This is a genomic window from Gluconobacter sp. DsW_058 (assembly GCF_002153615.1).
Classification (GTDB): domain Bacteria; phylum Pseudomonadota; class Alphaproteobacteria; order Acetobacterales; family Acetobacteraceae; genus Gluconobacter; species Gluconobacter cerinus.
In genome coordinates this window covers 1-23610 of record NZ_JOPH01000041.1, presented here as the reverse complement: position 1 = coordinate 23610, position 23610 = coordinate 1, and the positions used below count along the sequence as shown (strand labels likewise).

Here is a 23610-nt window from a genome sequence, read left to right as displayed (position 1 = left end):
AAGACCGAGCTCACTTTCCGCTTCGTTATGCCGCAGCTTCAAGCACGCCTTTATAGCTGTTGCAGCGCGCCGCCTCAGAGAAGACCTTTTAGAACAGACCAGAGCTCGGGCTGCTCCACAGCACTGACGGTAAACCTCAACATGCTCGACGGTGCCTGCGTTGGAGAAAATAATGTTCCGGGTGCCAAAAGCATCCCTTTTGCAGATGCCGCCCGCGCAACGGCCTCAGAATCCTGCCCACAATCCGCCCAGACGAAAATACCCGCAGGCGGAAGATACGGCAGCGTAAGACCACATTCGATAAGCGCATCAGCACATTTCTGGCGCGCCTGATTCACCCTCTGCCGGAGCCGGGAAAGATGTCGACCGTAGTGTCCATCTTTCAGAAGACGCGCCATGACGTTTTCTCCCAGCTGCGGCGTACATAAGCCAGCCAGAAGTTTTAGGTCCGTCAACCGCGCCACAATATCCGGACGTGCCGCCAGCACACCTACCCTTAGACCGGCCGCCATCGTCTTGGCATAGCCTGTAACGAGAATAACCCGTTGCAGGCGGTCCATGGATGCAAGACGAATAGCAGTTCCATCATGGAAATCCGCGTAGGTATCGTCTTCCAGAACCATGAAGTCATATTTCTCGGCCAAACGCAGGATATCATGCGCCGCTGCGGCTCCGAGAGTATATCCCGTGGGGTTGTGAACGACGCTGTTAATCAGGAAAAGCTTCGGTTTATGCTCCGCAGCCAGACGCTCCAGAACCTCCAGATCCGGCCCTTCCCGTCCCCGCGGCACACTGATGATTCTTGCCTCGTAAGCAGCCAGCCGACCAAAAATCAGAGGCCAGCCCGGCTCCTCAACCAGTACCGTATCTCCACGCTGGACCATCAATCTCAGCACAAGATCAATTCCATGCGTGACACCCGCCGTCATCAGCAGATGATGATCCGGATGCACAGCGATGCCCTGACCACCAAGCATGGCCGCAATATGTCGGCGTAGCTGTGGGCTACCCTGGGGGTGGCCGTATTGCAGTAACCCAGCAGAATCTTCCCGTGCGGCAGCCCGAATGGCGCTGGCGATCAGATCCGCATCCAGCCAGTGAGGCGGAAGAACACCAGAGGCCGCAGTCAGGCGATTAGACTGCCCGGTGCCGAACATTTCGCGCAAAAGCCATGTTACATCGAGCTTTGACTGCTCCGGGGGCGCCTGCGTGATGGCTTCCGCAAAGACCGGCGGCTCGACGGGTGAGCGCACGAAATATCCCGCGCCCGGCCGTGACAAAACCAGCCCGCGCGCCAGAAGACGCTCATACGCTTCCATCACCGTATAGCGACTGAGCCCTGCGCTTTCGGCCATCTTGCGAACTGACGGGAGGCGGCTGCCGGGCCTGAGCCTGTGTGTCTCTATACGCTCGGCGAATTCAGTTTCGAGTTGCTCGACGAGCGTTGTGTCACCACCACGGACGGGCTTCCAGAGGGGAAATGTCCCATGCTGAGCTGGCATTACTGTCATGGTCAAACCTCCGGAACAGTCTGAAAGAATCCTGTTCAACTGTACCGGTACTGTTCCGGTAATCCTTGTCATAGTGATCAGGATAATCCCGTCTGCAACAGGAAATTCCGTCATGCCGACTTACTGGCAGGCTTTTGCGCCTCTCGTTCTTTTCACGTTTGTCGCATCCGTTACGCCCGGCCCCAACAATATGATGCTGGCGTCCTCCGGGCTTACACACGGTTTCCGCCGGACGATCCCACATATGCTTGGGGTTGCGCTGGGGTTTGTCCTGATGGTGGTCATTCTCGGCCTTGGTTTGGGAAGCCTGTTCGAGCATGCACCCTGGTTTTACGTTGGCCTGAAATATGCCAGCGCGGCTTATCTGCTCTGGCTGGCTTGGAAAATTGCCACATCCTCAGCAACGCCCGAAGCCAATGGGAAAGGCAAACCCATCAGCTTCCTGCAGGCTGCTGGTTTCCAATGGGTCAATCCGAAAGCCTGGGTCATGGCCGTCGGTATTGTTGCGGCCTATGTTCCGAAGGAAGGGTTCTTCTTCAACCTTGCCATCGCTGGCGTCATCTGTGGGTTGGTGAATTGCCCTTCCGTCGCGCTCTGGGCTGGCTTTGGCGCAGGCATGAGACGGTGGCTCCATCGGCCGCTTCTGTTACGGAGCTTTAACTATGCGATGGCTCTGTTACTGGTTGCGTCCCTTTACCCACTGGCTTTCGAAACGGCCTCTCGCTGAATTTCAACTTCACAGAGGGTAATGGCAGGCGACCTGCCGTCCCTCACCGGACGGCTGAAGTACAGGACGCTCTGTTGCACAACGCGGCTGGGCAATCGGACAGCGGGTATGGAAACGACACCCTGATGGCGGATTGACCGGGCTAGGCACGTCGCCTTGCAAAGGAGGCGGCAGAGCCCGGTCCGGGCGCGGAACCGCATCCAGCAATGCTTTGGTATAGGGGTGTGCCGGCCGGTCCAACACATCCAGACCATTTCCCTCTTCCACAATGCTGCCCAGATACATGACAGCAATCCGATCTGCCATTTGCCGGACAACGGACAGATCATGAGAAATAAAGATGCATGCCACGCCGAGAGAAGCTCGCAGATCCCCAAACAGATTGACGATCTGAGCCTGAACAGAAACGTCCAGTGCGGAAACGGGCTCGTCTGCGACAAGAAGCTCCGGCCCTAGCGCCAAAGCGCGGGCAATGTTCAACCTCTGTCTCTGCCCCCCGGAGAACTCATGTGGGAAACGCCCAGCGACTGACTGGGAAAGACCTACCTGATCAAGCAGTTCCGCAACGCGCTCCCTAACCCCATGCCGACGATGAATGCGAAGGGGCTCGGCCAGAGACTCTCCCACCGCTCGACGTGGATTGAAGGCGGCGGAAGAATCCTGAAAGACCATCTGCATTCGCGCGCGCCAGGGGCGCATTGCGCGATCGGACAGCCCGGAAATTTCCTGCCCGTCGAACAGAACCTTGCCAGATGTCGGCTGTGTCAGACCAATCAGAGTACGTCCCAGGGTCGACTTTCCGCATCCGGATTCCCCGACGAGCGCCAGAGCTTCTCCTTTCCGTACCTGCAGGGAAACACCCGAGACAGCATGCAGCACACGTCCCCGGCCAAGACGATAAGATTTCTCCAGATTGCGCGCTTCCAGCAGAACACTCATGCCGCATACAGGACACACGCCACACGTCGTCCCTCCTCGATTTCAGTCAGCGGCGGACGCACGGCACATTCTGACCGAACGAAGCTGCATCTGGGAGCAAACACACACCCAGTTGGACGATTATCAGGTGTCGGCGGCTGACCTGGAATGGTTGGAAGCCGTTCGGGTCTGGGACCGTCCAGGGGTGGAATGGCCGCTAGCAACGCCTGAGTGTAGGGATGCAAAGGACGATCCAGAACATCCCGAACCGGGCCATTTTCAACCACCAGTCCCGAATACATGACTGCCACCTGCGTGCAGGCCTGCGCGACAACACCCATATCGTGCGTAATCAGCATGACCCCAGCGCCTTCTTCCCGAATTTCGCGCAGCAATGTCAGGATCTGAGCCTGCACGGTGACGTCAAGCGCCGTCGTGGGCTCATCGGCAATCAGCAGGGCCGGTGTGCAGGAGAGTGCCATCGCAATCATGGCGCGCTGGCGCAGACCGCCTGACAGTTGATGAGGGTACCGCTTTGCGGCCATAGCCGGGTCGGGCACGCCCATCCGCTCCAGCAGCTGCACCGTCCTTGCACGGGCCTCGCTTCTGCTGACGCGATGATGCAAACGGATCTGCTCGTCAATCTGCGCCCCGATAGACCTAACTGGCAAAAAAGCTGTCATCGGGTCCTGAAAGATCATCGCAATCTGCGCACCCCGGAGCTTACGCATCACCTTGTCCGGGAGGTTGACCAGTTCCTGTCCAGAAAAGAGGATGCGCCCTGATGCTTTCAAACCGGGAAGAAGCCCCATGACGCTCATGGCCGTGAGGCTCTTGCCCGACCCGGATTCCCCCACGACCCCCAAAGCCTCGCCAGCATTCAGACGTAATGAAACACCTTCAAGGAGCCGCGTACCATCGGGCAGGTTTAGCTTCAGACCCTGAATATCGAGCAATTGTTCAGCGTCCATGCTGACCATCCCTGATACGCGGATCGAGGAGCGCATATAGTCCATCCACCAGAGCATTCGCGATGACAACGAACACGGCTGCATACATGACCGTCGCCATGATCAGAGGCAGATCCAGGGTGGCCAGAGCCTGATAGGTCAGACGTCCCACGCCCGGCAAAGCAAACACGACTTCTGTCAGCAACGCTCCGCCGCCTAGCAACTGGGCAAAATCCAGACCGAAGAGCGAGACATAGCTCAACCATGACAGCCGCAATCCATGCCAGAGCCAGACACGAGCCGGCCCTGCGCCTTTCGCTCTTGCCGTGCGGATAGAGTCTTCTCCCATCGCACTCAGAAGCTCTGATCGCAGAATGCGGGCATATAGTCCCATGAAGGAAACCGAGAGCGTCAGCGATGGAAGAAGCAATGATTTTGCCCAGCCGATCGGACTTTGAGAGAGCGGTACATATCCCAGCGGAGGCACCCATCGAAACAGCCACGTATCGTGCCAGCGACTCTGGGTGAACAGATTGATCACCTCCCCAAGCCAGAAAACCGGCATGGACAGCCCGATCAGACCCAGCACCATCAGGACCCGGTCCACCCAGCTATCCCTGAGCACCGCGGACGCAACGCCAATTCCCAGAGATCCCACAACCCAGAAGAAGGCAGCCCACACAACGAGGGACAACGTTACCGGCGCCGCAGACACCACTTCGGGCACGACTTTCTGACCATGATTAACGAAAGACGTGAGATCTCTGCTGACGAACAGCTTCTCCATCATACGCACGTACTGAACAGGCAACGGGCGGTCGAACCCATATTCAGCGCGGATCCGCGCCATGACCTGCGGGCTGGCGCCTCTTCCTGCGATACGCGCAGTCGGGTCTGCTCCTGGAGTGGCGAAGAAAATGCAGAATACCAGAACGGAAATGCCGAAAATCACCAGCGCCATCTGCCCGGCTCGCGACAGGAAACTGCGTATCATCGACCGGCTCCCTTCGGATCCAGATGATCCCGAAGGGCATTTCCCAGAACATTCAGGGCCAGCACTGTCACGACAATCGCTATGCCCGGCGCTATGGCGACAATTGGCCTCGTATAGAGAAGGCCTTCTCCATCCTGAATGAGCGTTCCCCATGACGCTGCGGGGGCCTGCACACCAAGAGACAAAAAGGACAACGCCGATTCCGCCAGAAGGCACAGAGCCATGACGAGAGGCCCGAGAATAACCATCGAAGGCGCAAGACTGGGCAGAATTTCACGTCGGAGAATACGAAAATCCGAGGCCCCCATTCCCCGGGCCGCCATGACGAATTCTGCTCGTGACAAACTCAGGACACGGGCTCGCAATGGGCGGGCGGCATACGGCACATAAACCAGCGCAATAATGCCTATGGGAATCAGAAAGCTATCGGCAGCAAGCGTTATAAACCCCAGATGAAGGCCATGCCCTACCGTTACAACCGACAGTGAAATGGCAAACAGGTAAACCGGGATAGCCCAGAGGATATCGAGTAACCGGGACAGGACGACATCCACCCAACCCCCGAAATATCCGGCACAAATACCGATACTTCCTGAAAGGCACAGACACAGCACTGCGGCTGATGCCGCGATCAACAGGGAGTTTCGACCGCCATACAACAGGCGAGACGCAACATCCCGTCCCTGGGAATCAGAACCCAGCATATAGGCACCCGGTGACCAATCAGGCCCCAGGGGCGTCAAACCCAGATGCAGTGGATTATCGTTAGGCTGCATCAGGTCCAGTGACTGGCCGTGACGTGTGGTGGTTCCAGCAATGTTGGAAGAAAACGGGTCCACTCCCACCATTTGGGCGTAGAGCGGAGCGCATAAGCTCGCCATAACGACGAGCCCCAATGCCGCGACTGCAAGAGCAACGCCTTTCTTGACGGAAAGCGCGCGGATCATTCGCAGAAAACCGTTTCCTCCCACACACACTCCCATCTGCCGATCTGTTCAGCCTACCGTTCTAGCGGACCGACAGGGGAAGAGAAGAGGTGTAAAGGAAGAAACGTAAATCGTTTATTTCAGATCGGCCTCAGAACGGACCGTGCATGCTGCGAGACCAGGCGGCGCAGGGCGGATAAATCTGTCAGGGTCTGGTTATGCAGCCCGCGAACGCTGTCATGGGCGGCATAGAAGCGGCGCGCACCCGTTGCGCTGACCAGAATGGCAACGCCGAGAAAAATACCATTGATTTCGATAACTGTGGAACCAAGCATGACGTCGAACCTTAAAAGCGCCCGACATCTGTGTGCTGTCGGGAAATTACGAATGAAAAGAGAAAGAATTCCGGCGCGCGGAAAGTCGGCAACACGGGGGTTGCCAGCAGCACATTCGACACATCATCAGGATGCCCTTCCGGTGGATCAGTTCGTGCTCTCATAACGGATGAAACGTCACATCGTCAATATATTACGATAAACAATAAGTGATTCGTAAAATTATATATTATATTACTTTTATATTTAGTTTTTTAAGATCAAATTCCGTCCTGCCCTTTTCCACGTCCTGTGATACAGAAACGATATGAACAAAAAGGCCTTGTCTTCCCCCGCTCCCTTCGAAGGTTATGCCGCTCCGCGCGGTAAGGTTTACAACTCATTCCTGGAGACAGTCGGGGGCACGCCGCTCGTTGCACTGCCCCGCCTGACGGAACAGGAAAAGCTTCAGGGGCGCCTCCTGCTGAAGCTCGAGTTCTTCAACCCGCTAGGCTCCGTCAAGGACCGTATTGGCGTTGCCATGCTCCGCGATGCCGAGGCCCGCGGGCTGATCACGCCGGGACGGACAGCCCTCATTGAGCCGACATCCGGCAATACAGGCATTTCGCTTGCATTTGCGGCTGTTGCGCTAGGCTATCGCCTGATCGTCACAATGCCGGAAAGTGCCTCCATTGAGCGGCGCAAGATGCTGCGTCTCATGGGCGCGACAACCGAGCTGACACCTGCAAATGACGGAATGGCCGGTGCCATCCGCCGGGCAGAAGAGCTGATGGAAACGCTGCCTGACGCGTGGATGCCAAGTCAGTTTGAAAATGACGCCAATCCGGCAGTTCATGAGCAGACAACCGCGTTGGAAATCTGGAACGACACTGCCGGGCAAGTGGATATGGTTGTAGCCGGGCTGGGCACTGGCGGCACAGCTTCCGGAATTGCGCACGGCCTCAAGAAACACAACAAGGCGATCAAGGTCTTTGGTGTAGAACCACGGGAAAGCGCCGTTCTACATGGTGATGAACCCGGCCCCCACGGTATTCAGGGTATTGGCCCCGGATTCCAGCCGGATACGCTGGATCTGCGGGCACTGGATAGCGTGATTGAGGTTTCAGAGCAGGAATCGCTTACAACAGCGCGTCTTTGCGCCGCCGTCGAAGGCATTCCCATCGGGATTTCTTCCGGTGCCGCGCTCTATGCGGGCATGACTCTGGCCAAGAAAACCGCCAATCGTGGCAAGACGATTGTTGTTATCGCCCCGTCTTTTGCGGAGCGTTATCTCTCCACACAGCTTTTCGACGGACTGGCCTAAAAACGTTCAATAAAATAACTTTATAATATAGTTATTTTATTGAACTCTGATTTATGTTCGTTATTAATCCAGATCACAAATCCTGATCGGGAATTGTCTCCCGGTCAGGTTTCTGGAGGCTTTGGGCATGAACCTTTTCTCTGGCCGCGCAACTGCTCTGGACCTAGCAGCGAGTGCTCGAGCGCTTTCCTTTCAGCACTCGTCTGAAGAGACGGTTCTTGCCGCCGAATTTCATCACATCAAAACACAGTTCACGCCCTTACTCGTACCTGGGCTTTTCGGTTCCGGACAGCACCACTGGCAGACCCGATGGGAAGCTGCTTTTGGCCTGCCTCGCCTGCATCAGGCAGACTGGGAAAATCCAACACCGGAAGAGTGGGACGCTGCACTGACGCAGTCCATTCAGCAGGCTGAAAAACCTGTCCTCCTGATCGCCCATAGCCTCGGTGCGGTCCTGACCATGCGGTGGCTCGCACAGCATGAGTCATCCAATGTCGCTGGTGCGTTCCTCGTTGCGCCAGCGGATATTGAACATACGACGCACCCGGAAGCATCCCGCATCAACGCGTTTGCTCCACTTTCAGAGGCTCCCTCTCCGGTTCCCGTCGCCATGATGGCCAGCCGGAACGATCAGTGGCTTTCCAACGATCGTGCCCGGCTACTAGCGCAACGGTGGCAGGCTGAATTTACGGATGCCGGTCTGACAGGGCATGTAGGGAGTAATGATTTTCTGGGGCTCTGGAGCCATGGCGCCAGAACCCTTATTTCCTTTGTTCAGCGCCGCCTCGCGACACCGGCTCAGTGAGAGTGTGGTTTCCAGCGGTTCAGAAGCAGGGAATTACTAACGACCGAGACTGAGCTCATGGCCATGGCTGCACCCGCGACAATCGGGTTCAGCATGCCCAGTGCGGCCAGTGGCAGACCCAGAACGTTATAGATAAATGCAAAGAACAAATTCTGCCGGATCTTCGAAAGCGTAGCCCTGGAGAGGGAAATGGCATCCAGAACGGCCGCCAATTCACTCTTCATAAGCACGACATCTGCCGTGTCCAACGCAACGGCAGAACCGGCCCCGACAGCAAAGCCCACGTCCGCTGCTGCCAGGGCTGGTGCATCATTGATGCCATCCCCGACCATCCCCACAACGGCACCTTCAGCACGATATTTCGTCACGCTCTCAGCCTTGTGCTGCGGCAAAACGCCAGCGAGGTAATCATCCACGCCAACCTGCCGCGCAACAACAGCTGCGGCACGCTCATTATCGCCCGTCAGCATGACAACCTTGATTCCACGCGCCTTCAGCGCTGTAACCGTTGAAATGGCATCCGGGCGAAGACCATCCCCCAACGCGACGATGCCAAGCAGGCGTCCTCCCGTGGCGACCGCAATTACGGTTTGCCCTTCATTTTCGAGCACCGCCACAGGAAGAGCATCCAGGCTGTAGCCGGCCTGCGTGAGATAGCGGGGAGATCCGAGCAAAGCTGCCTCTCCGTCAATCTGTGCCTCAACGCCTAGGCCTGGGATGGCCTTGAACCCATCCACACTCAAAATCGTCGCGTGGTGAGTTGAGGCATAGTCCACGATAGCCCGAGCCAGAGGATGCTCGGAATTCTGCTCTAGGGATGTAGCTACGGCCAGCAGACGGTCGGCCGAAACGCCGTCAGCAGGATGCAAACTGGTGACGGTCGGACGACCTTGCGTCAGGGTTCCAGTCTTATCGAGAATGATTGTCGTAAGTTTCTCGGCTTGCTCCAGCGCATCTGCATTCCGGAACAGAATACCATTCTGGGCCCCTCGCCCTGTCCCGACCATGATGGCCGTCGGTGTAGCCAGACCAAGCGAGCAGGGACAGGCAATGACGAGAACAGAAACCGCTGAAATCAGGCTCCATGTCATGGAACCTGTGACTAGCCATCCGATCAGGAAAGTCGCGACAGCAAATGCGACAACGGCGGGAACGAAGATGCCGGAAACACGGTCTGCCAGTCTCTGGACATTTGCCTTCGATCCCTGCGCCTGCTCGACCATGCGAACAATCCGCGCGAGAGCGGTATCCGAGCCAACACCTGTTGCCTTCACTCGAAGCATACCGTTTGCGTTGATCGTCCCGCCGAAAACTTCACTCCCGGCCTGCTTCAGAACCGGTACGCTTTCGCCCGTCAGCATGGCTTCGTTCACATCGGAAGCACCATCCAGCACTTCGCCATCCACCGGGACACTCTCGCCCGGCCGGACGACAAAGATGTCTCCGGTGTGCATATCAGCTACCGCACGATCAACCAGAACACCGTCCCGCTCGACATGTGCGGTTTGCGGCTGAAGCTGCAACAGGCTTTCAATCCCCGCACTGGTACGCACTTTGGCGCGCGTTTCCATCAGCTTGCCGAGTGAAATCAGAGTGATGATTGCACCACTGGCTTCAAAATAAACTGGCTGGGGCAAGTGCAGAATCGCGACGACGGCACTGAACAGATACGCGATGCTCGTTCCCAGAACGACCAGCACATCCATGTTCGCCGATCCGCCCCGAACTGCATTCCAGGCCCGGCGATAATGATGAGCGCCACAGACGAACTGAACCAGCGTCGCACTTACAAACTGAACCGCAAGCGGGACTGTCTCCATACGCCCCAGCAACATTCCGAACATTTCAATGAAAAGCGGTAGTGCAAGTACGAATGTTATCAGAAAGCGGTTTCGCTCCCGACGCCACACAGCTTCACGCTTTGCCTTCGGATCTTCGCGCATCCCTTCATCCAGACGAGATGCCCCAAATCCAGCCTTGGCGATTTTGGTCGCAAGATCGTCAGGCGTCACAATGCCTGGGACATAAGTGACATGCGCACGCTCGGCAGCGTAATTTACGCTTCCCTGCACGGACGGCATCCGGTTCAGAACCTTTTCAATCCGCGCAGCGCAGGCAGCGCAGGTCATGCCCGTAATTGCGAAGTCCACACTCTGCTCATCCACCGAGAAACCGGCTTTGCGCACTGCGGCAATAACGTCCCCGACTGTGGTGCCCGAGCCTTCCAGCTCGACCTGCGCACGCTCAGACGCAAAATTGACAGCTGCCTGAACACCGTCCTTACGATTCAGAACTTTCTCGATCCGCGCAGCGCAGGCCGCACAGGTCATTCCACCAACTGGAAAACTGACCGTTTGTGACATCTGGGACTCTCCTGAGCGGACGGAATTCGCGAAGCCACAGGCTCCAAAACAAAGGGGGATAATATACCCCCATATGGTATTATAAAAGACGCTGAACAGTTACGCTTTTTTCGCGAAGAATCATTTCCTGGCCATGAAATGCTTTGAGGGCTACGTGATGCGCAACACTGATGAGGGTGATGTGAGGCAGGCGTTCAAGGAGGCGCGCATAAAGATCAGCCTCGTTCTTCTCATCCAGAGCAGACGTGGCTTCATCGAGGAACAACGTGGACGGTCGAGCAAGAAAAACCCGAGCAAATGCCAGTCGTTGTTGCTCTCCCGGAGATAACACGTCTCCCCAGGCCGCTTCATTCTCCAGATCTGGCATAAGGCACCCCAGATTTGCCGCCAGAAGCGCCTCTTCACAGGCGTCACGGGCATAACGATCCGGGGTTGCTGGATAGCTAAGGGCCTGAAGCAAAGAGCCAGTCGGAACATAACTGCGCTGAGGCAGGAACATGGCATCGCGCATGTTGAAAGAAATATGCCCCGTCCCCTGCGTCCATAGTCCGGCGAGGGCACGAAGCATGGTGCTCTTCCCTGCCCCGGATGGCCCGCTAATGAACCACCGCTCTCCCGCAGGAATATGGAGGCTTCCTATATCCGCGATGCGAGAGCCATCAGAGCGATCCAGAGACAGAGCTTTGATTTCAATTCCATGGGTATCCGTCGGCTCCCGCACGATACCACCAGCCGGAAGGCTCACAACAACACGCTCAAACTCCCCCAGACGCTGAAGGATGGAGCGAAGCGTTGCCAGATCCGTGTAATTTTCGATGAACCATTGCAGGCTTCGGCGCACATTCATGAATGCTGAATTGATTCGCGAATACAGACCAAACGTCAGAGCATGTGCCAGCAGCTTCGGCACAAGCAGCGCCCACAAAACGATATTAACACCACCCGTATAGAGTTCGACCACAGTATTGGCGCGCCAGGTATAGGTCATGACGCTGCGCCAGTTTTTGGCAATACGGTTCAGGCATTCGGACAAACGGAAGTGCTCCGCAGCCTCTCCACCATAGAACGCGATCTGTTCCGCGTTGCGGCGAACATCCAGCAAGGTCGCGCGTAAATCAGCATCGTAATGCTGCTGACGATAATTAGCGCTTACGAGGGGGCCACCTGCTTTCTCAAGCACGAACGAAACCAGAAGAATGGAAATCGTCGTTCCGAAAAACATGTATCCGGGGATGACGATGTGCCAGCCATACCAGACAAATGAGAGCGTTCCACCGATCGTCCAAAGTACGACCGCAAAGGACAAAAAGGTTGTGACAGCCTGAATGGCTTCCAGCCCGAGGCGGAGCGTCCAGACGGTCATCTGGGCCAGATCATCGGCAATACGCTGATCCGGGTTATCCGCCCGGTTCTGACCATGTTCCAGATGATAATACGCGTCATCAGAAAGGTATTTGCGCAGATAGACCCGGGTATTCCACAGGCGCCAGCGCATGGAGAGCACCTGTGTCATATATTGCTGGATGACTCTCATTCCTGCGCTAAGCGACGTCATCAGAATATAAATGGGCAGTAACGCAATGCAGGCTGCAACACGGTACGCGAACATCGTGTCAAAAAAGGTCTGGTCCCATTTCCCAAACCACACCGCGACCTGAACATCCAGGAAGGATAAGCCGATAATACTGCCCAGAAGGCCCAGCGCCTTCCAGCGATCTTCCGACCGCCAGTAGGGGAGCAGAACCTTCCAGTCAGAAAGAGAATGTGGGAGTGTCGGGGGTTCAGTATGTGCCACGAAGCGTTGCCATGAAACTGCGGGGAGCGGCCGGGAAGTTAAATTGCCAGACGCCGCTGGCACGCTCGTAATAATAGCGGTCTGTCAGGTTATAGGCGTTCAGCTGAAGTTTGAGATGCTTGTTGAACCGGTATCCAATGACGCTGTCGAGCGTCATGTAACCGCCCTGAACTGTCGTGGCATAACTGCCCCGAAGATTACTGTATGCGTCCAGCCCGACGCCAAAGTTCAGTCCCTTCAGACGACCTTGCTGCACATTGTAATGTACCCAGGACTTGAACATGTGATGCGGTGAGAAAACACCCCCGAAGTCTGAAACTTTCGGGTTGGAAACCTTGGTATCCAGATATGTGTATCCGATGGAGACATCCAGTCCCGGCAGGATCTGGCCATCCACCTGCGCTTCCCAGCCTTGCCGGCGGATTGGGCCGGTCGTGATGTAAAAGCTGGTGTGATCCGGGTCCTGTACAGGCTGGTTCACACTCTCCATACGAAACAGGGCTGTCGAGATGTTGAGACGCCCGTGGAAGTACTCGCCTTTAAAACCCGTTTCGACCTGATTGCCCTGCTGCGGCGTCAAACCCTCTCCGTTGAAAGTCAGCCGCCCCACAGAAGGTGTGAAGATGCTGGCATAACTGGCGTACCAGGAGAGGTTGGGCGTGATCTGATACACCGTGCCGAGATAAGGCGTCAGTTGGCCATGAATATTCGCCGTGGTTTTCCATGAGCTTTCCGGAGACGGACTGCCATCCCGCGTCTTTTCGGAAAAGCGTGACACCCGGCCGCCAAGAATCAGCGAAAGATGATGGATCAGCTCAAGGCGTAGCTGACCATAGAACCCCCACTGATAAGCATTGTCGTCTGTGCCTTCAGCCCCGTCCGCCGGGTTATAGGTAATACTGCCTGTGGCAGGCTTCTTTACAACTGCCGTATTGTTAATGCTGACATCAGAGTAGAGCGCGTCTGAATTTACAGCTCCGTAGGCAACATGTGTGTTGTAGGCGTTATAATTAAAGCCCAGCAGCAAATGGTGCGTCCGGTGCAGAAGGCGAAAGCTGCCTGTTGCGTAGATGTCCGCAGATCTGGAGGTGTTCGTACCTCGGTATGGAAAATTTCCAGCGTCCTTGTAGGTCAGGCGCCCTGTCTGGGTATCAATGTTGGTCCACGGCTCATTATAAAGCGTGTTGTAGCTTTGGTCGTAGAATGTCCCACGTGCTGTGACGCTCCAGTCGCCCCAGAGCTTCTGCGTCAACGAGGCGATCGTCTGCTGCGTCATGTAATTGCTGTAGCCCCAGGGTGGCGTGGGGTTCGCATCCCGGCCGCCATACCAGAGCGTCCGCGTGGTCGTGACGGGGAGCCCGTAATAGGGTGCATCAATATTCTGCTTCTGGGCCGCATGAGACACAAGGAATGTGGTGGACGGTGTGATGTCCCATTCCAAAGCGCCATAGGCCTGCCACATCCGATTGTGGGCATACTTGTAGAAGTAATCGTTGTCCTGAAAGACGTCGGCCGTACGGAACCGTAGCGTTTTGGAGCGATTGAGCGGAATGGTCAGATCAACATCGGCGCGATAATTATTAAAGCTACCAACCGAGGCACTTCCGCTTGCAGCAAAATCCTTGCCGGGCTTTTTTGTCACCTGATTGACAACGCCGCCAGCTCCGCCAGCGCCCTGCAACAACCCGGCCGATCCGCGCATAACCTCGATCCTGTCAAACATGGACAGGTCAAAGCTTGCATTGTTCAGCGTTCCAGCAGCGTTCGGTGTATTATCGATGGACGTCGTGAGCTGATAGCCGCGTGAATAGAAATTACTGTTGGCGGTAGAACCGGGAAGAACGCGGATACCGTTAATCTGCCGCATGGCGTCCGTCATCGTCAGCATGTTGGAATCTTCCATACGCTGCTGTGTGATGACAGAAATGGAGTGCGGAATATCCTTCAATGCGACAAGCGTTTTACCCCATGCCTCTACGGCGGGTGCGGTATAGGAGCGTGGCGTTCCATAAACACGCAAATTCTCTGTTCCGCCATCCACGGTCGAGGCCAGATCGGGGCTTTGGGCCACGGGTGCTTCAGCAATAGCGGCTGTAGTTTCCGGAGAAACCATCGGCTTCCCGCAGACCTGCCGTCCCCCCGCATCTTTGTGCTGAATGCGGCAATGAGACATTTTCTGGCGTGTTTTCTCTCCGCGTTCAGCAGCCTGAGCATCAGGAGCGGAGCCCATCAGGACAGTCCCACAAAGAAGGGCAGACCCGGAGACCGAGAACTTCAGGAAACGTCTGGATGCGTCAATGCCGTGATGTGTCATAAAACCTGCCCAGAAAAAATAACTCTGCCGCACAATTTGTTTCGATTTGACAATATAACGCTGCAGCATGACACCCGGACTGGTTTCACAGATTGAACCGGGTGTTGTGTACCGTGCGCCTCTCTGAATGAGAAGGCGACGCGCGTTAGGAAACCAGGTCGAACCCTGTTTCTTCAACAGTTTCGGCCAGCCCCGCAGGAGTTGCCACGTCGGGATCGTACACCACCGTAACCTGTCCGCCAGCCAGTACGACTGTAACCGACGAGACGCCGCTCACGTGTTCCAGCGCCTCGCGCAGACGCTTTGCACATCCTTCGCAGGACATTCCTTCCACTTTGAGATGTGCTGTCTGCGTCATGGTCATTTTCCCTCCGGCTTACTCAGTATCCTTGGAATACTGCGATTCTTTCATACCCCTGTTGGGTATATGTGTTTTCCCTATGCGGTTTTCGGGCGGTTTTGAAATTAAAATCGTTAATATAACGTATTAAATAATGTGTACGGATGGGGGGTATCCAAGAGAAATCCTGTCTTCCTCCTTTTTGTGTGTGCTCTGTGAGTGAAATCTCTCTTCCATTCATTCCCTGCCTGGGTATAGGGTCATTGCAGGAGGCAGGCGGAAGGACATCCAGACGCCTGTGGAAGACAGGGATCTGTGATGCTCAAAACGCATACCCGGACATGGCTTGGCATCATTGCCTGCCTGCTGATGCAGGTGGGACTGATGGCTGGTGCCTTTCCGGCGCATGCAGCATCACGGGCACACGCCATGGCCATGACGCACTGCGCATCCATGTCTCACAAGACGTCTGATGCCTGTGACAAGCACAGTATGCCGGGCCTCGGAACTTCCATTCTCCATGATCATCACCACGCGGGGCATGGACAGGGCTGCTGCCACATCCATTCCGTGTCGGCTGAGCCTCTATTGACGCTTGCGAACACACCCTCGTTGTCGGCGCATCCTGCGATTGCCAGACGCTTTGCCAAAACAGGCCACACATCGCTGTCTGGAACAGACTGGATTCCGACGCCCCCTCCCCCCAAACAGCTGATTTCCTGAAACGACCCGATCCGCAGCTTTGCTGCGGCTGGAGTGTGCATCCGTACGCTCCGGTTTTTCTGCACCGTTTCCCGGTTTTCAGCTGATGCCTAATTCATTCGACCCCATACGCCCCCTGACGCGGCGGCGTTTTGTTACGAGCCTCGGTGCGGGAGCCTGCCTGGGCGCCCTGCCTCACAAAGCACAAGCGAGCACTCGCACGTCTACAGGCCTTCTGCCTTCAACCCCTTCCAATATCTGGGATCTGAAGGTCAACCGAACGCACATTTCTCTCGATGGAAAATCCATGCACGCCCCCAATATTGGTGGAACAGTGCCTGGCCCCATCCTGCGCTGGAAACAGGGCGAAACCGTCACACTGAACGTCTCAAACGCGCTGGATGAAACAACGTCGATCCATTGGCACGGCATCCGCGTCCCGTCCAATATGGATGGCGTGCCGGGCCTGAGCTTTGCGGGCATCCCACCGGGCAAGACTTTCAGCTATCGCTTTCGCCTGCATCAGAGCGGCACATACTGGTATCACAGCCATTCCAACATGCAGGAAGCGATGGGACTGTATGGCGCCATCGTCATTGACCCCATTCGTCCTGATCCGAATACCTGCGACCGGGATTATGTTATCTTTCTGGGAGAATGGACGGATGTCATGCCCCATGACATCGTCAGCAATCTCAAAATGCAGGATGACTATTACGTCTTCCGTCAACGAACAGCCGCGTCCTTTCCCAAAGAAGCCCGTGATACAGGAAGCGCCATGGCCGCTCTGAAGGACCGGCTTGCCTGGTCCCGGATGAACATGGCCGCAACCGATATCGCGGATGTTTCAGGGGCTATCTACACCTATACATTGAACGGCAACGCGCCAGACATGAACTGGAACGGCCTGTTCCGCCCAGGCGAGCGTGTGCGTCTGCGCTTTATCAATGGCGCCACCATGACGCTGTTTGACGTGCGGATTCCGGGTCTCGAAATGCTCGTCGTTCAGGCAGATGGCAACGATGTGGAACCAGTTCCGATTGATGAATTCCGCATCGGCGTGGCGGAGACATATGACGTCATCGTTCAGCCCAAGGAAGACCGGGCCTATACGATCTTTGCTCAAAGCGAAGACCGAACAGGCTTTGCCCGCGGCACACTGGCGCCTCGCTCGGGCATGAGTGCACTGGTTCCGCCCATGGATCCACGCCCCGTCCGCACCATGGTTGATATGGGTATGGGCAACATGAAGCCGGGAGAGAGCATGGACCACATGGCGATGCCCGGAATGGACCACGGCACGGACATGAAGAACATGCCTGGAATGGATATGTCTCACATGGACATGAGCCATATGGGGCATATGTCCATGCCAAAGATGGAAATCGACGATCCTGGGCCGCCGCCGATTAATGTCGAAAACCAGAACGTCGCGATAATGCCGATTGATCGGACAAACAGCCCAGGGGATGGGCTGGAAAACAATGGCCGACGCGTCCTGAATTATGGGCAGCTTCGCGCGACACGACCGGGCGCAGACCGCAGGCCTCCATCACGGGAGATCATCCTGCATCTGACGGGAAACATGGACCGTTATATCTGGGGCTTTAATGGCCGAAAATTCTCAGAGTCCGGACCAATCCGCCTGAAAAAAGGAGAGCGGGTCCGCTTCACACTGATCAATGACACCATGATGGAGCACCCGATCCATCTACATGGCCTGTGGAGTGAACTGGAGAATGGCCAAGGCGATTATCGCCCTTACAAGCACACCATCATTTCACAACCGGGATCTCGCATGAGCTATCTTGTGACGGCAGATATTCCCGGCATGTGGGCCTATCACTGTCATCTGCTCTATCACATGGATCTGGGCATGTTCCGCACCGTGGTGGTGTCATGAAAGCCGCCTGGGCAGCAACCATGCTTCTGGCTGGAACCGGTATGGCTTATGCCGAAGACACCACGCAGTATCACGCCGCGGATGCTCCGGTTCCGGGCGCGGTCACGCATCTTGGCAACATCATGCCCGTGATGATGGACCAGAGCAGCTGGTTCCATGGCATTCTGGAGCAGGCAGAAGGGCGCTATGCCCCCGCCGGCACTGATTTCCGCTGGGACGGTGAAGTCTGGTACGGCACGGATTATGACCGACTCTGGATCAAGTCTGAAGGCACCCTTGAGAAAGGACGCCTGAGCGATGGCCAGCAGGATATTCTCTATAGCCGTGCCATTTCCACATACTGGAACCTTCAGGGCGGCGTGCGTGTTGACTTGGATGACGGCCCGACCCGGACGTGGGGGGCCTTCGGTATTCAAGGGCTGGCCTTATACCAATTCGAGTTTCAGGCCACGGGGTATGTCAGTGATCGTGGGCGCTTTGGTGCCCGCGTCGAAGGATCATACGACTTCCTACTGACCAATCGCCTTATTCTCCAGCCTCAGGCGGAGTTCAATCTCTATACAAAGTCTGATCCAGCCCGGCAGGCAGGCGCAGGACTGTCAGACGTCGATGCAGGGCTCAGGCTTCGTTACGAGCTATGGCGAAAATTCGCGCCTTATGTGGGCGTCACATATTCCGGCCATCTGACACAGGCTCGCAGGATCGTACGGGATCAGGGCGAAAAGCCCGGCTCGGTACGCTTCAGCCTCGGCATCAGAAGCTGGTTTTGATCTTCAATTTTCAGGAGTTCTCATAATGAAAAAAGCTCTTCTCGCTGCTTCCGCCCTTCTGTTCGCCACAGTGGCATATGCTGCCCCCACCCAGACACCCGAGCCAAAGGCGCCTGTGGCCGTAAAGGCAGATCCTCTGGCAGGCCTGACCATGGATCAGCAGATGGAACTCTGCGAACGCCTTGAAACTCTCAAGACGCAGAGCAAACCCTTAACTCCGAAGATGCAGCAGCAGTTCAAGGCCTGTCAGGCGATGAGCATGGACGCTCCTTCTGACACAGCCCCGGACGCGACACAGGACCGCTAAATCCACCGATGGAAAAGAGGAGGCGTCAGCGCATCATCCGGCGCACGACCTGCAAAAGCTCGTCAATCGCCTCTTCGCCCCCGTCCGTCTGCACGGCTTTCCTGACACAACCATTAGCGTGGGTGGACAGGATCTGGATGGAAACACCATCAAGCGCGGATTTGATGGCAGAGATCTGTGTGAGAATATCAACGCAGTAACGGTCATCCTGAACCATGTTCAGGATACCACCAACCTGACCCTCGATCCGACGGATGCGGTTCAGCAGTGCCTTCTTCTGAGGCTGCTCAACGCGCTTTTCACCGGGTGTCTCACTGGTGGCACAATGCACACAGCCATCTGCCGGAATCTCGTCTTCTCTCGTCATACTCTTCATAGGTCACGGCTCCTCTGCGGTCATGCGAAGGCGTTCATAGCATCTCCACGCTCATTCCGACCATTCAGCCCTATCAGACGGGCTCTTTCTGGCGTTCTTGAGGCGGCCCACATGATATCACGCAAGAAAAATCCTGAGGCACACAGTCAATAAGTAAACTGTGGATGCAAATAATTCTCATCTCTCTCTTTTCGCTCCCGCCGGATGAGCCTATCTAGGGAAACGGCCAGCACGCCCAAGGGAGAGCTGGGAGGCACTGGGATAAGAAACTGATGTGGTATCTGAATACACTCTCCAAAGGAGATCATGCCATTATTGATCGGGTCGAAGAGCTGACACTGGCAGACCCCATTTCTGCCCGCCTAGGCGAACTTGGTTTTGTTCCGGGCGAAAGAGTGGAGATTGTGGCGACCGGTCCAATCGGCGCAGACCCTATTGCTGTTAGTCTTGGCACGTCCCGTTTTGCGCTCCGCAAAGGAGAAGCAGCGCGTATTGTTCTGCGCCGCCCAGTCTGACCATCATAATGACGTCTCCCGCCTCGCCGTCTCCTACGACTCATATGTTACAGACTGCCCTTGTTGGAAACCCGAACTGCGGCAAGACTTCGCTTTTCAACCAGTTGACCGGGAGCCGTCAGAAAGTAGCGAACTACGCTGGCGTTACTGTCGAGCGAAAAGAGGGCTTTTTCTCCACGCCGCAAGGTCGCCCAATCCGCGTTCTGGATCTTCCGGGTGCTTACAGTCTGGCCTCTACGAGCCCGGATGAGGATGTCACGCGCGATGTCTGCCTGGGACAACACCGCACTGAAAAACGCCCCGAACTTCTGATCAGCGTTATTTCTGCAACCAACCTTCGGCTGCATCTGCGCTTTCTGCTGGAACTTCGTCAGCTTGAAGTCCCCGTCATCGTTGCGCTCAACATGATGGATGAAGCCAAGCGTAATGGCATGACCATTGATATTGCCGGGCTTGAGCAAGAACTCGGCATGCCGATTGTGCCTGTCATCAGCCTGAACAGGCAGGGTGTTCAGCCTTTATTGGAAGCTTTGGACCGCCCTCTTCCACCCCCGCCAAAAGCGCTTTCCCCGGACGCGGACCTTCATGCCGAAGTCCGACGTCTGCTTCAGGCATATGTTACGAATCGCTCTGCTGGTCATGCCCGGTTAGTCGATCGGCTGGATCGCTGGTTCCTGCATCCTGTCTGGGGCCCGGTCATTCTGCTGGTCGTGCTGTTCGTAATGTTTCAGACAGTTTTTGCATGGGCACAACCTCTCATGGATGCCTTGGAAAGTGGCATTACCATGCTTGGGGAGTTCATTCTCCGGCCACTGCCTGACGGTGTCTTGCGGAGCTTATTGGCTGATGGCGTTATCGCAGGCGCAGGAACAGTCATTGTTTTCCTCCCGCAAATTCTAATTCTCTTCCTGTGGATTCTGGCCTTGGAAGAATCTGGATATCTGCCCCGTGCAGCATTCCTTCTGGACCGCGTCATGGCTTTGGCCGGACTGAGTGGCCGATCTTTCATCCCGCTTCTCTCCAGCTTTGCTTGCGCCATTCCCGGCATTATGGCCGCACGCACCATTCAGAATCCCCGGGATCGGCTGGTCACGATCCTGATTGCTCCACTCATGACGTGCTCCGCCCGTCTGCCAGTTTACACGCTGCTAATTGGCGCATTCATCCCGCACAAAACAGTTCTTGGGATTTTTGGAATTCAGGGTCTGGTTCTGTTTGGGCTCTATGCTTTGGCGATCGTCAGCGGCATCATCGCCGCCCGCATCATGACGCGTGGCGTCAAATCAGAAGAACATCCACTCCTTCTGGAGCTTCCCCCGTATCGGCGCCCTAATCTTAAGAGCCTAGCGCTCGGTCTGTGGCAGCGTGCCGTGATGTTCCTGTCTCGGGTTGGTACGATCATTGTATCGCTAAATGTCCTGCTCTGGGGCCTATCCAGTTTCCCACTTCCCCCCGCCGGCGCAACCGGTGCTGCTATTGACTACAGCCTTGCGGGCCGGATTGGGCACCTGATGCTGCCGATTTTTGCTCCCATCGGTTTCAACTGGCAGATCTGCGTTTCCCTGATTCCCGGCCTCGCTGCACGTGAAGTCGCCGTCAGTGCGCTTGCAACAGTCTATGCACTCGGGGTGAGTGAAGACGCTGCATCCGCAAAGCTTCTGCCGCTTCTTTCAAGCCAATGGAGCATTGCTACCGCTCTCTCGCTGCTGGCGTGGTATGTTTATGCCCCGCAATGCATCTCGACTCTGGCTGTCATGCGACGGGAAACCCAGTCCATGAAAGTCGTTCTGGGAGCAACAGCGTATCTTTTTGGTTTGGCCTATGCCGCAGCCTTCATCGTCTATCACGTCGCCAGGGCTGTCACAGGAGACGCATGATGGTTGAAACAATCGTTGCCATTCTACTGGTCAGTATCGCAGCACTCTATTGGTATGCACGTCTCTTTCCAGTGAGTTGGAGGCGCCTGAAGAATGCGTGCGGGTTACAATCTCACACCCCTGTTGTTATCCCTTCAAAAGGATGCAGCCGTTGCAAAGCTTGCAGCGGAAAAGCAGGGGGATGTCACTGAAGGCGCCTCCCTTGGATTTCAGCAACATTGCTCCATGTTCAAATCTGTGATTTCCAAATCTTTAGACAAACCGAAATTTTGTATTCCCTACAAAACACACGTACAAAACTCTGAAAGTCCCCAGCTCAGAGTAAAAGTTCTTATTCAAATTAAATTTTCTACCGAGCTCAGTCTTTAGTCGGATAAAATCTTATATATTTCCCCTTCTACTTGGCATTACTCTGGCTTTATGAACATTTCCTCTTCCCTTAATATCCGGGAAGCTTCCTCCTGTGGCTCCGACAGCCCAAGGGGATGTCATCCAACACATGATCGGACAAGCCTATTTCCTGAGGCAGGACTGGCATTTGCCTCTCCTTGTTGCAGACCGTCTAGTGGGTCCTGCTGGCCACCAATATCGCCATGACAGACAGCATCCCGCTCGAGGCTCTGTTTCTTAAAGCACTGCATATTTTCTTTCCCGGGATGCAGCAGGGCATAACGTTATTTCTCGCCATAGGGCTGTATTTCAGAGCTGTTCAGCCGCAGGGCTCCTCCACGCCTACGTGGGTTCTGGCAGCGCTAACAAGTTTAACCCTTCTGGTGCATCCTTATCTGATGGTGATGGTAGGAGCGCTTCTGGGTGCAATTCCATTATCCATTTTCTTCAGAGAAAAACGCTGGAAAGCATGTAGACCCAGCGCAGCAGCAACCTTGACGGCTGGAGCAAGCATTCTGCTGGCAGGAAAAGTTTTGGGCTACTGGGGTGGCGCCAGCGGAGGAGGGCTATGGAATCTACTCCATGAACCTGGCATCACCGTTCTGGCCGGCCCGGTCCAGCCTGTTCTTGCAGGCTACACAATCACAAGCTGATGCCACGGGGGGCCAATATGAGGGATATCAGTATCTCGGAGCCGGCCTTCTCTTTCTTCTGGCCATGCTTTTTTGTTGCAAAAAGGGATGGGCTCTTTTCCGTCCAAGCATGATCCGAAATATTGGTCTTTTGCTTGCCTGTCTGGCTCTGACAGTCATTGCTCTCTCCAATAGAATATATTTCTTTCATACTTGGCTCTTCCAGACGCACATCATGGTTCCTGGTGCTGAACAAATGCGCTCATCAGGACGTATGTTTTGGCCAGTCGCTTATGTCATTCTCCTTGGAGCAGTCTGGGGCGCCTGCCCTTCTCAGTCTGGCTGCTATTTTGCAATGGGTCGACACACGCGATTTACGTCAGTCTGACTGCATCGCTGAGGCTCAGTTGCTAAGCCCTCCATTAGCGGCTGATAGTCATTTGTTTGAAATAATGCATGCCTTTGAGCATGTTGAAATTTATCCTCGCCTTGAATGTGATGCCACAAACATTGAAGAAGATATGCCGCTTATCAGAACGCGTCCGTCAACACGATGTATACGGCTCGTTCACTCCCGGAAGGGGCATGCCATCTAGCCCAGGAAAATCCTCATTATCTCGACGATAAAACCCTTATCATTCTTAATGGCCCACACCGCGTGGCAAATGCATCGTCGTGGATTGACCGCACACAGGCTAGTTGCGGAGCAGTGAACACTCTCATCCTCGATAGGTTTTATTACATATATCAACAAAATATTACGTTTATTAGCATATGAATACTATTCATTCATGCTTCTTCTGATGACTACCGGAGTCAACCGATTGGTGGTTCGGGTCTTCGAGTGATTTGTGGTG

Annotated in this window: 22 protein-coding genes; 11 read left to right on the top strand and 11 right to left on the bottom strand. The window is 55.5% G+C overall.

Going from position 1 to position 23610, the window contains the following annotated elements:
- Window positions 1-74 precede the first annotated feature (74 nt).
- A complete protein-coding gene (locus tag HK24_RS09090) occupies window positions 75-1511 on the bottom strand; it encodes a PLP-dependent aminotransferase family protein (RefSeq protein ID WP_086634205.1) in 1437 nt (478 codons plus the stop codon).
- A 112-nt stretch (window positions 1512-1623) separates the two neighbouring features.
- On the opposite strand from HK24_RS09090, the gene HK24_RS09085 reads away from it, so the two are divergent.
- Entirely contained in the window at window positions 1624-2238 is a 615-nt protein-coding gene (locus HK24_RS09085; protein ID WP_086634204.1) for a LysE family translocator, read from the top strand.
- A 9-nt stretch (window positions 2239-2247) separates the two neighbouring features.
- Here HK24_RS09085 and HK24_RS09080 read toward each other — a convergent pair whose 3' ends face one another.
- From HK24_RS09080 to HK24_RS09060, 5 genes are all read right to left on the bottom strand, one after another.
- Entirely contained in the window at window positions 2248-3177 is a 930-nt protein-coding gene (locus tag HK24_RS09080; protein WP_086634203.1) for an ABC transporter ATP-binding protein, read from the bottom strand.
- On the bottom strand, window positions 3174-4127 hold the full coding sequence (locus HK24_RS09075) for an ABC transporter ATP-binding protein (protein WP_086634202.1): 954 nt from the start codon (window positions 4125-4127) through the stop codon (window positions 3174-3176). The genes HK24_RS09080 and HK24_RS09075 overlap by 4 nt, the downstream gene beginning before the upstream one ends.
- Window positions 4117-5100 carry an ABC transporter permease gene (locus tag HK24_RS09070; protein WP_086634201.1) on the bottom strand — a complete coding sequence of 328 codons (984 nt, stop codon included), beginning with the start codon at window positions 5098-5100 and terminating at the stop codon, window positions 4117-4119. The genes HK24_RS09075 and HK24_RS09070 overlap by 11 nt, the downstream gene beginning before the upstream one ends.
- On the bottom strand, window positions 5097-6047 hold the full coding sequence (locus tag HK24_RS09065) for an ABC transporter permease (protein WP_086634200.1): 951 nt from the start codon (window positions 6045-6047) through the stop codon (window positions 5097-5099). The genes HK24_RS09070 and HK24_RS09065 overlap by 4 nt, the downstream gene beginning before the upstream one ends.
- Window positions 6048-6166: 119 nt before the next feature.
- On the bottom strand, window positions 6167-6361 hold the full coding sequence (locus HK24_RS09060; protein ID WP_046900203.1) for a hypothetical protein: 195 nt from the start codon (window positions 6359-6361) through the stop codon (window positions 6167-6169).
- A 307-nt stretch (window positions 6362-6668) separates the two neighbouring features.
- Here HK24_RS09060 and cysK point away from each other — a divergent pair, with 307 nt between their 5' ends.
- Window positions 6669-7664: a cysteine synthase A gene (cysK, locus tag HK24_RS09055; RefSeq protein ID WP_046900204.1), complete on the top strand. Its 996-nt coding sequence runs from the start codon at window positions 6669-6671 to the stop codon at window positions 7662-7664.
- Window positions 7665-7791: 127 nt separating this feature from the next.
- On the top strand, window positions 7792-8469 hold the full coding sequence (locus HK24_RS09050; protein WP_086634199.1) for an alpha/beta hydrolase: 678 nt from the start codon (window positions 7792-7794) through the stop codon (window positions 8467-8469).
- On the opposite strand, the gene HK24_RS09045 is transcribed toward HK24_RS09050, so the two are convergent.
- From HK24_RS09045 to HK24_RS09030, 4 genes are all read right to left on the bottom strand, one after another.
- Window positions 8463-10832, bottom strand: coding sequence for a heavy metal translocating P-type ATPase (locus HK24_RS09045; RefSeq protein ID WP_086634198.1), 2370 nt, complete (start codon window positions 10830-10832; stop codon window positions 8463-8465). The genes HK24_RS09050 and HK24_RS09045 overlap by 7 nt on opposite strands.
- Window positions 10833-10911: 79 nt before the next feature.
- The gene (locus tag HK24_RS09040; RefSeq protein WP_086634197.1) at window positions 10912-12627 is read right to left on the bottom strand and encodes an ABC transporter ATP-binding protein/permease; all 1716 of its coding nucleotides are present in this window, start codon (window positions 12625-12627) and stop codon (window positions 10912-10914) included.
- The gene (locus HK24_RS09035) at window positions 12614-15010 is read right to left on the bottom strand and encodes a TonB-dependent siderophore receptor (RefSeq protein ID WP_086634196.1); all 2397 of its coding nucleotides are present in this window, start codon (window positions 15008-15010) and stop codon (window positions 12614-12616) included. The genes HK24_RS09040 and HK24_RS09035 overlap by 14 nt, the downstream gene beginning before the upstream one ends.
- 76 nt (window positions 15011-15086) lie before the next feature.
- Entirely contained in the window at window positions 15087-15299 is a 213-nt protein-coding gene (locus HK24_RS09030; protein WP_086634247.1) for a heavy-metal-associated domain-containing protein, read from the bottom strand.
- Between the two features lie 300 nt (window positions 15300-15599).
- Between HK24_RS09030 and HK24_RS09025 the strand changes: the two genes are divergently transcribed.
- From HK24_RS09025 to HK24_RS09010, 4 genes are all read left to right on the top strand, one after another.
- A complete protein-coding gene (locus tag HK24_RS09025; protein ID WP_086634195.1) occupies window positions 15600-16004 on the top strand; it encodes a hypothetical protein in 405 nt (134 codons plus the stop codon).
- Between the two features lie 85 nt (window positions 16005-16089).
- Window positions 16090-17886, top strand: a complete 1797-nt coding sequence (locus HK24_RS09020; protein WP_086634245.1) for a copper resistance system multicopper oxidase — start codon at window positions 16090-16092, stop codon at window positions 17884-17886.
- A 20-nt stretch (window positions 17887-17906) separates the two neighbouring features.
- Complete coding sequence (locus tag HK24_RS09015; RefSeq protein WP_086634246.1) at window positions 17907-18656, top strand: copper resistance protein B; 750 nt, start codon at window positions 17907-17909, stop codon at window positions 18654-18656.
- Window positions 18657-18681: 25 nt separating this feature from the next.
- Window positions 18682-18963, top strand: a complete 282-nt coding sequence (locus tag HK24_RS09010; RefSeq protein ID WP_086634194.1) for a hypothetical protein — start codon at window positions 18682-18684, stop codon at window positions 18961-18963.
- Window positions 18964-18988: 25 nt separating this feature from the next.
- Here the strand turns inward: HK24_RS09010 and HK24_RS09005 are convergent, their stop codons facing one another.
- Window positions 18989-19330 carry a metal-sensitive transcriptional regulator gene (locus tag HK24_RS09005; protein ID WP_167386112.1) on the bottom strand — a complete coding sequence of 114 codons (342 nt, stop codon included), beginning with the start codon at window positions 19328-19330 and terminating at the stop codon, window positions 18989-18991.
- A gap of 281 nt (window positions 19331-19611) precedes the next feature.
- Here HK24_RS09005 and HK24_RS09000 point away from each other — a divergent pair, with 281 nt between their 5' ends.
- The 4 genes from HK24_RS09000 (at window position 19612) to HK24_RS08985 (ending at window position 22774) form a co-directional block, all read left to right on the top strand.
- Window positions 19612-19854 carry a FeoA family protein gene (locus tag HK24_RS09000; protein WP_046900211.1) on the top strand — a complete coding sequence of 81 codons (243 nt, stop codon included), beginning with the start codon at window positions 19612-19614 and terminating at the stop codon, window positions 19852-19854.
- Window positions 19855-19898: 44 nt separating this feature from the next.
- Window positions 19899-21731 (top strand): ferrous iron transporter B, encoded by a 1833-nt coding sequence (locus HK24_RS08995; RefSeq protein WP_233126198.1) that lies wholly within the window; start codon window positions 19899-19901, stop codon window positions 21729-21731.
- Between the two features lie 93 nt (window positions 21732-21824).
- Window positions 21825-22100 (top strand): hypothetical protein, encoded by a 276-nt coding sequence (locus HK24_RS13580; RefSeq protein WP_158092994.1) that lies wholly within the window; start codon window positions 21825-21827, stop codon window positions 22098-22100.
- Between the two features lie 224 nt (window positions 22101-22324).
- Window positions 22325-22774 carry a hypothetical protein gene (locus HK24_RS08985; RefSeq protein WP_086634190.1) on the top strand — a complete coding sequence of 150 codons (450 nt, stop codon included), beginning with the start codon at window positions 22325-22327 and terminating at the stop codon, window positions 22772-22774.
- Window positions 22775-23610: the final 836 nt, after the last annotated feature.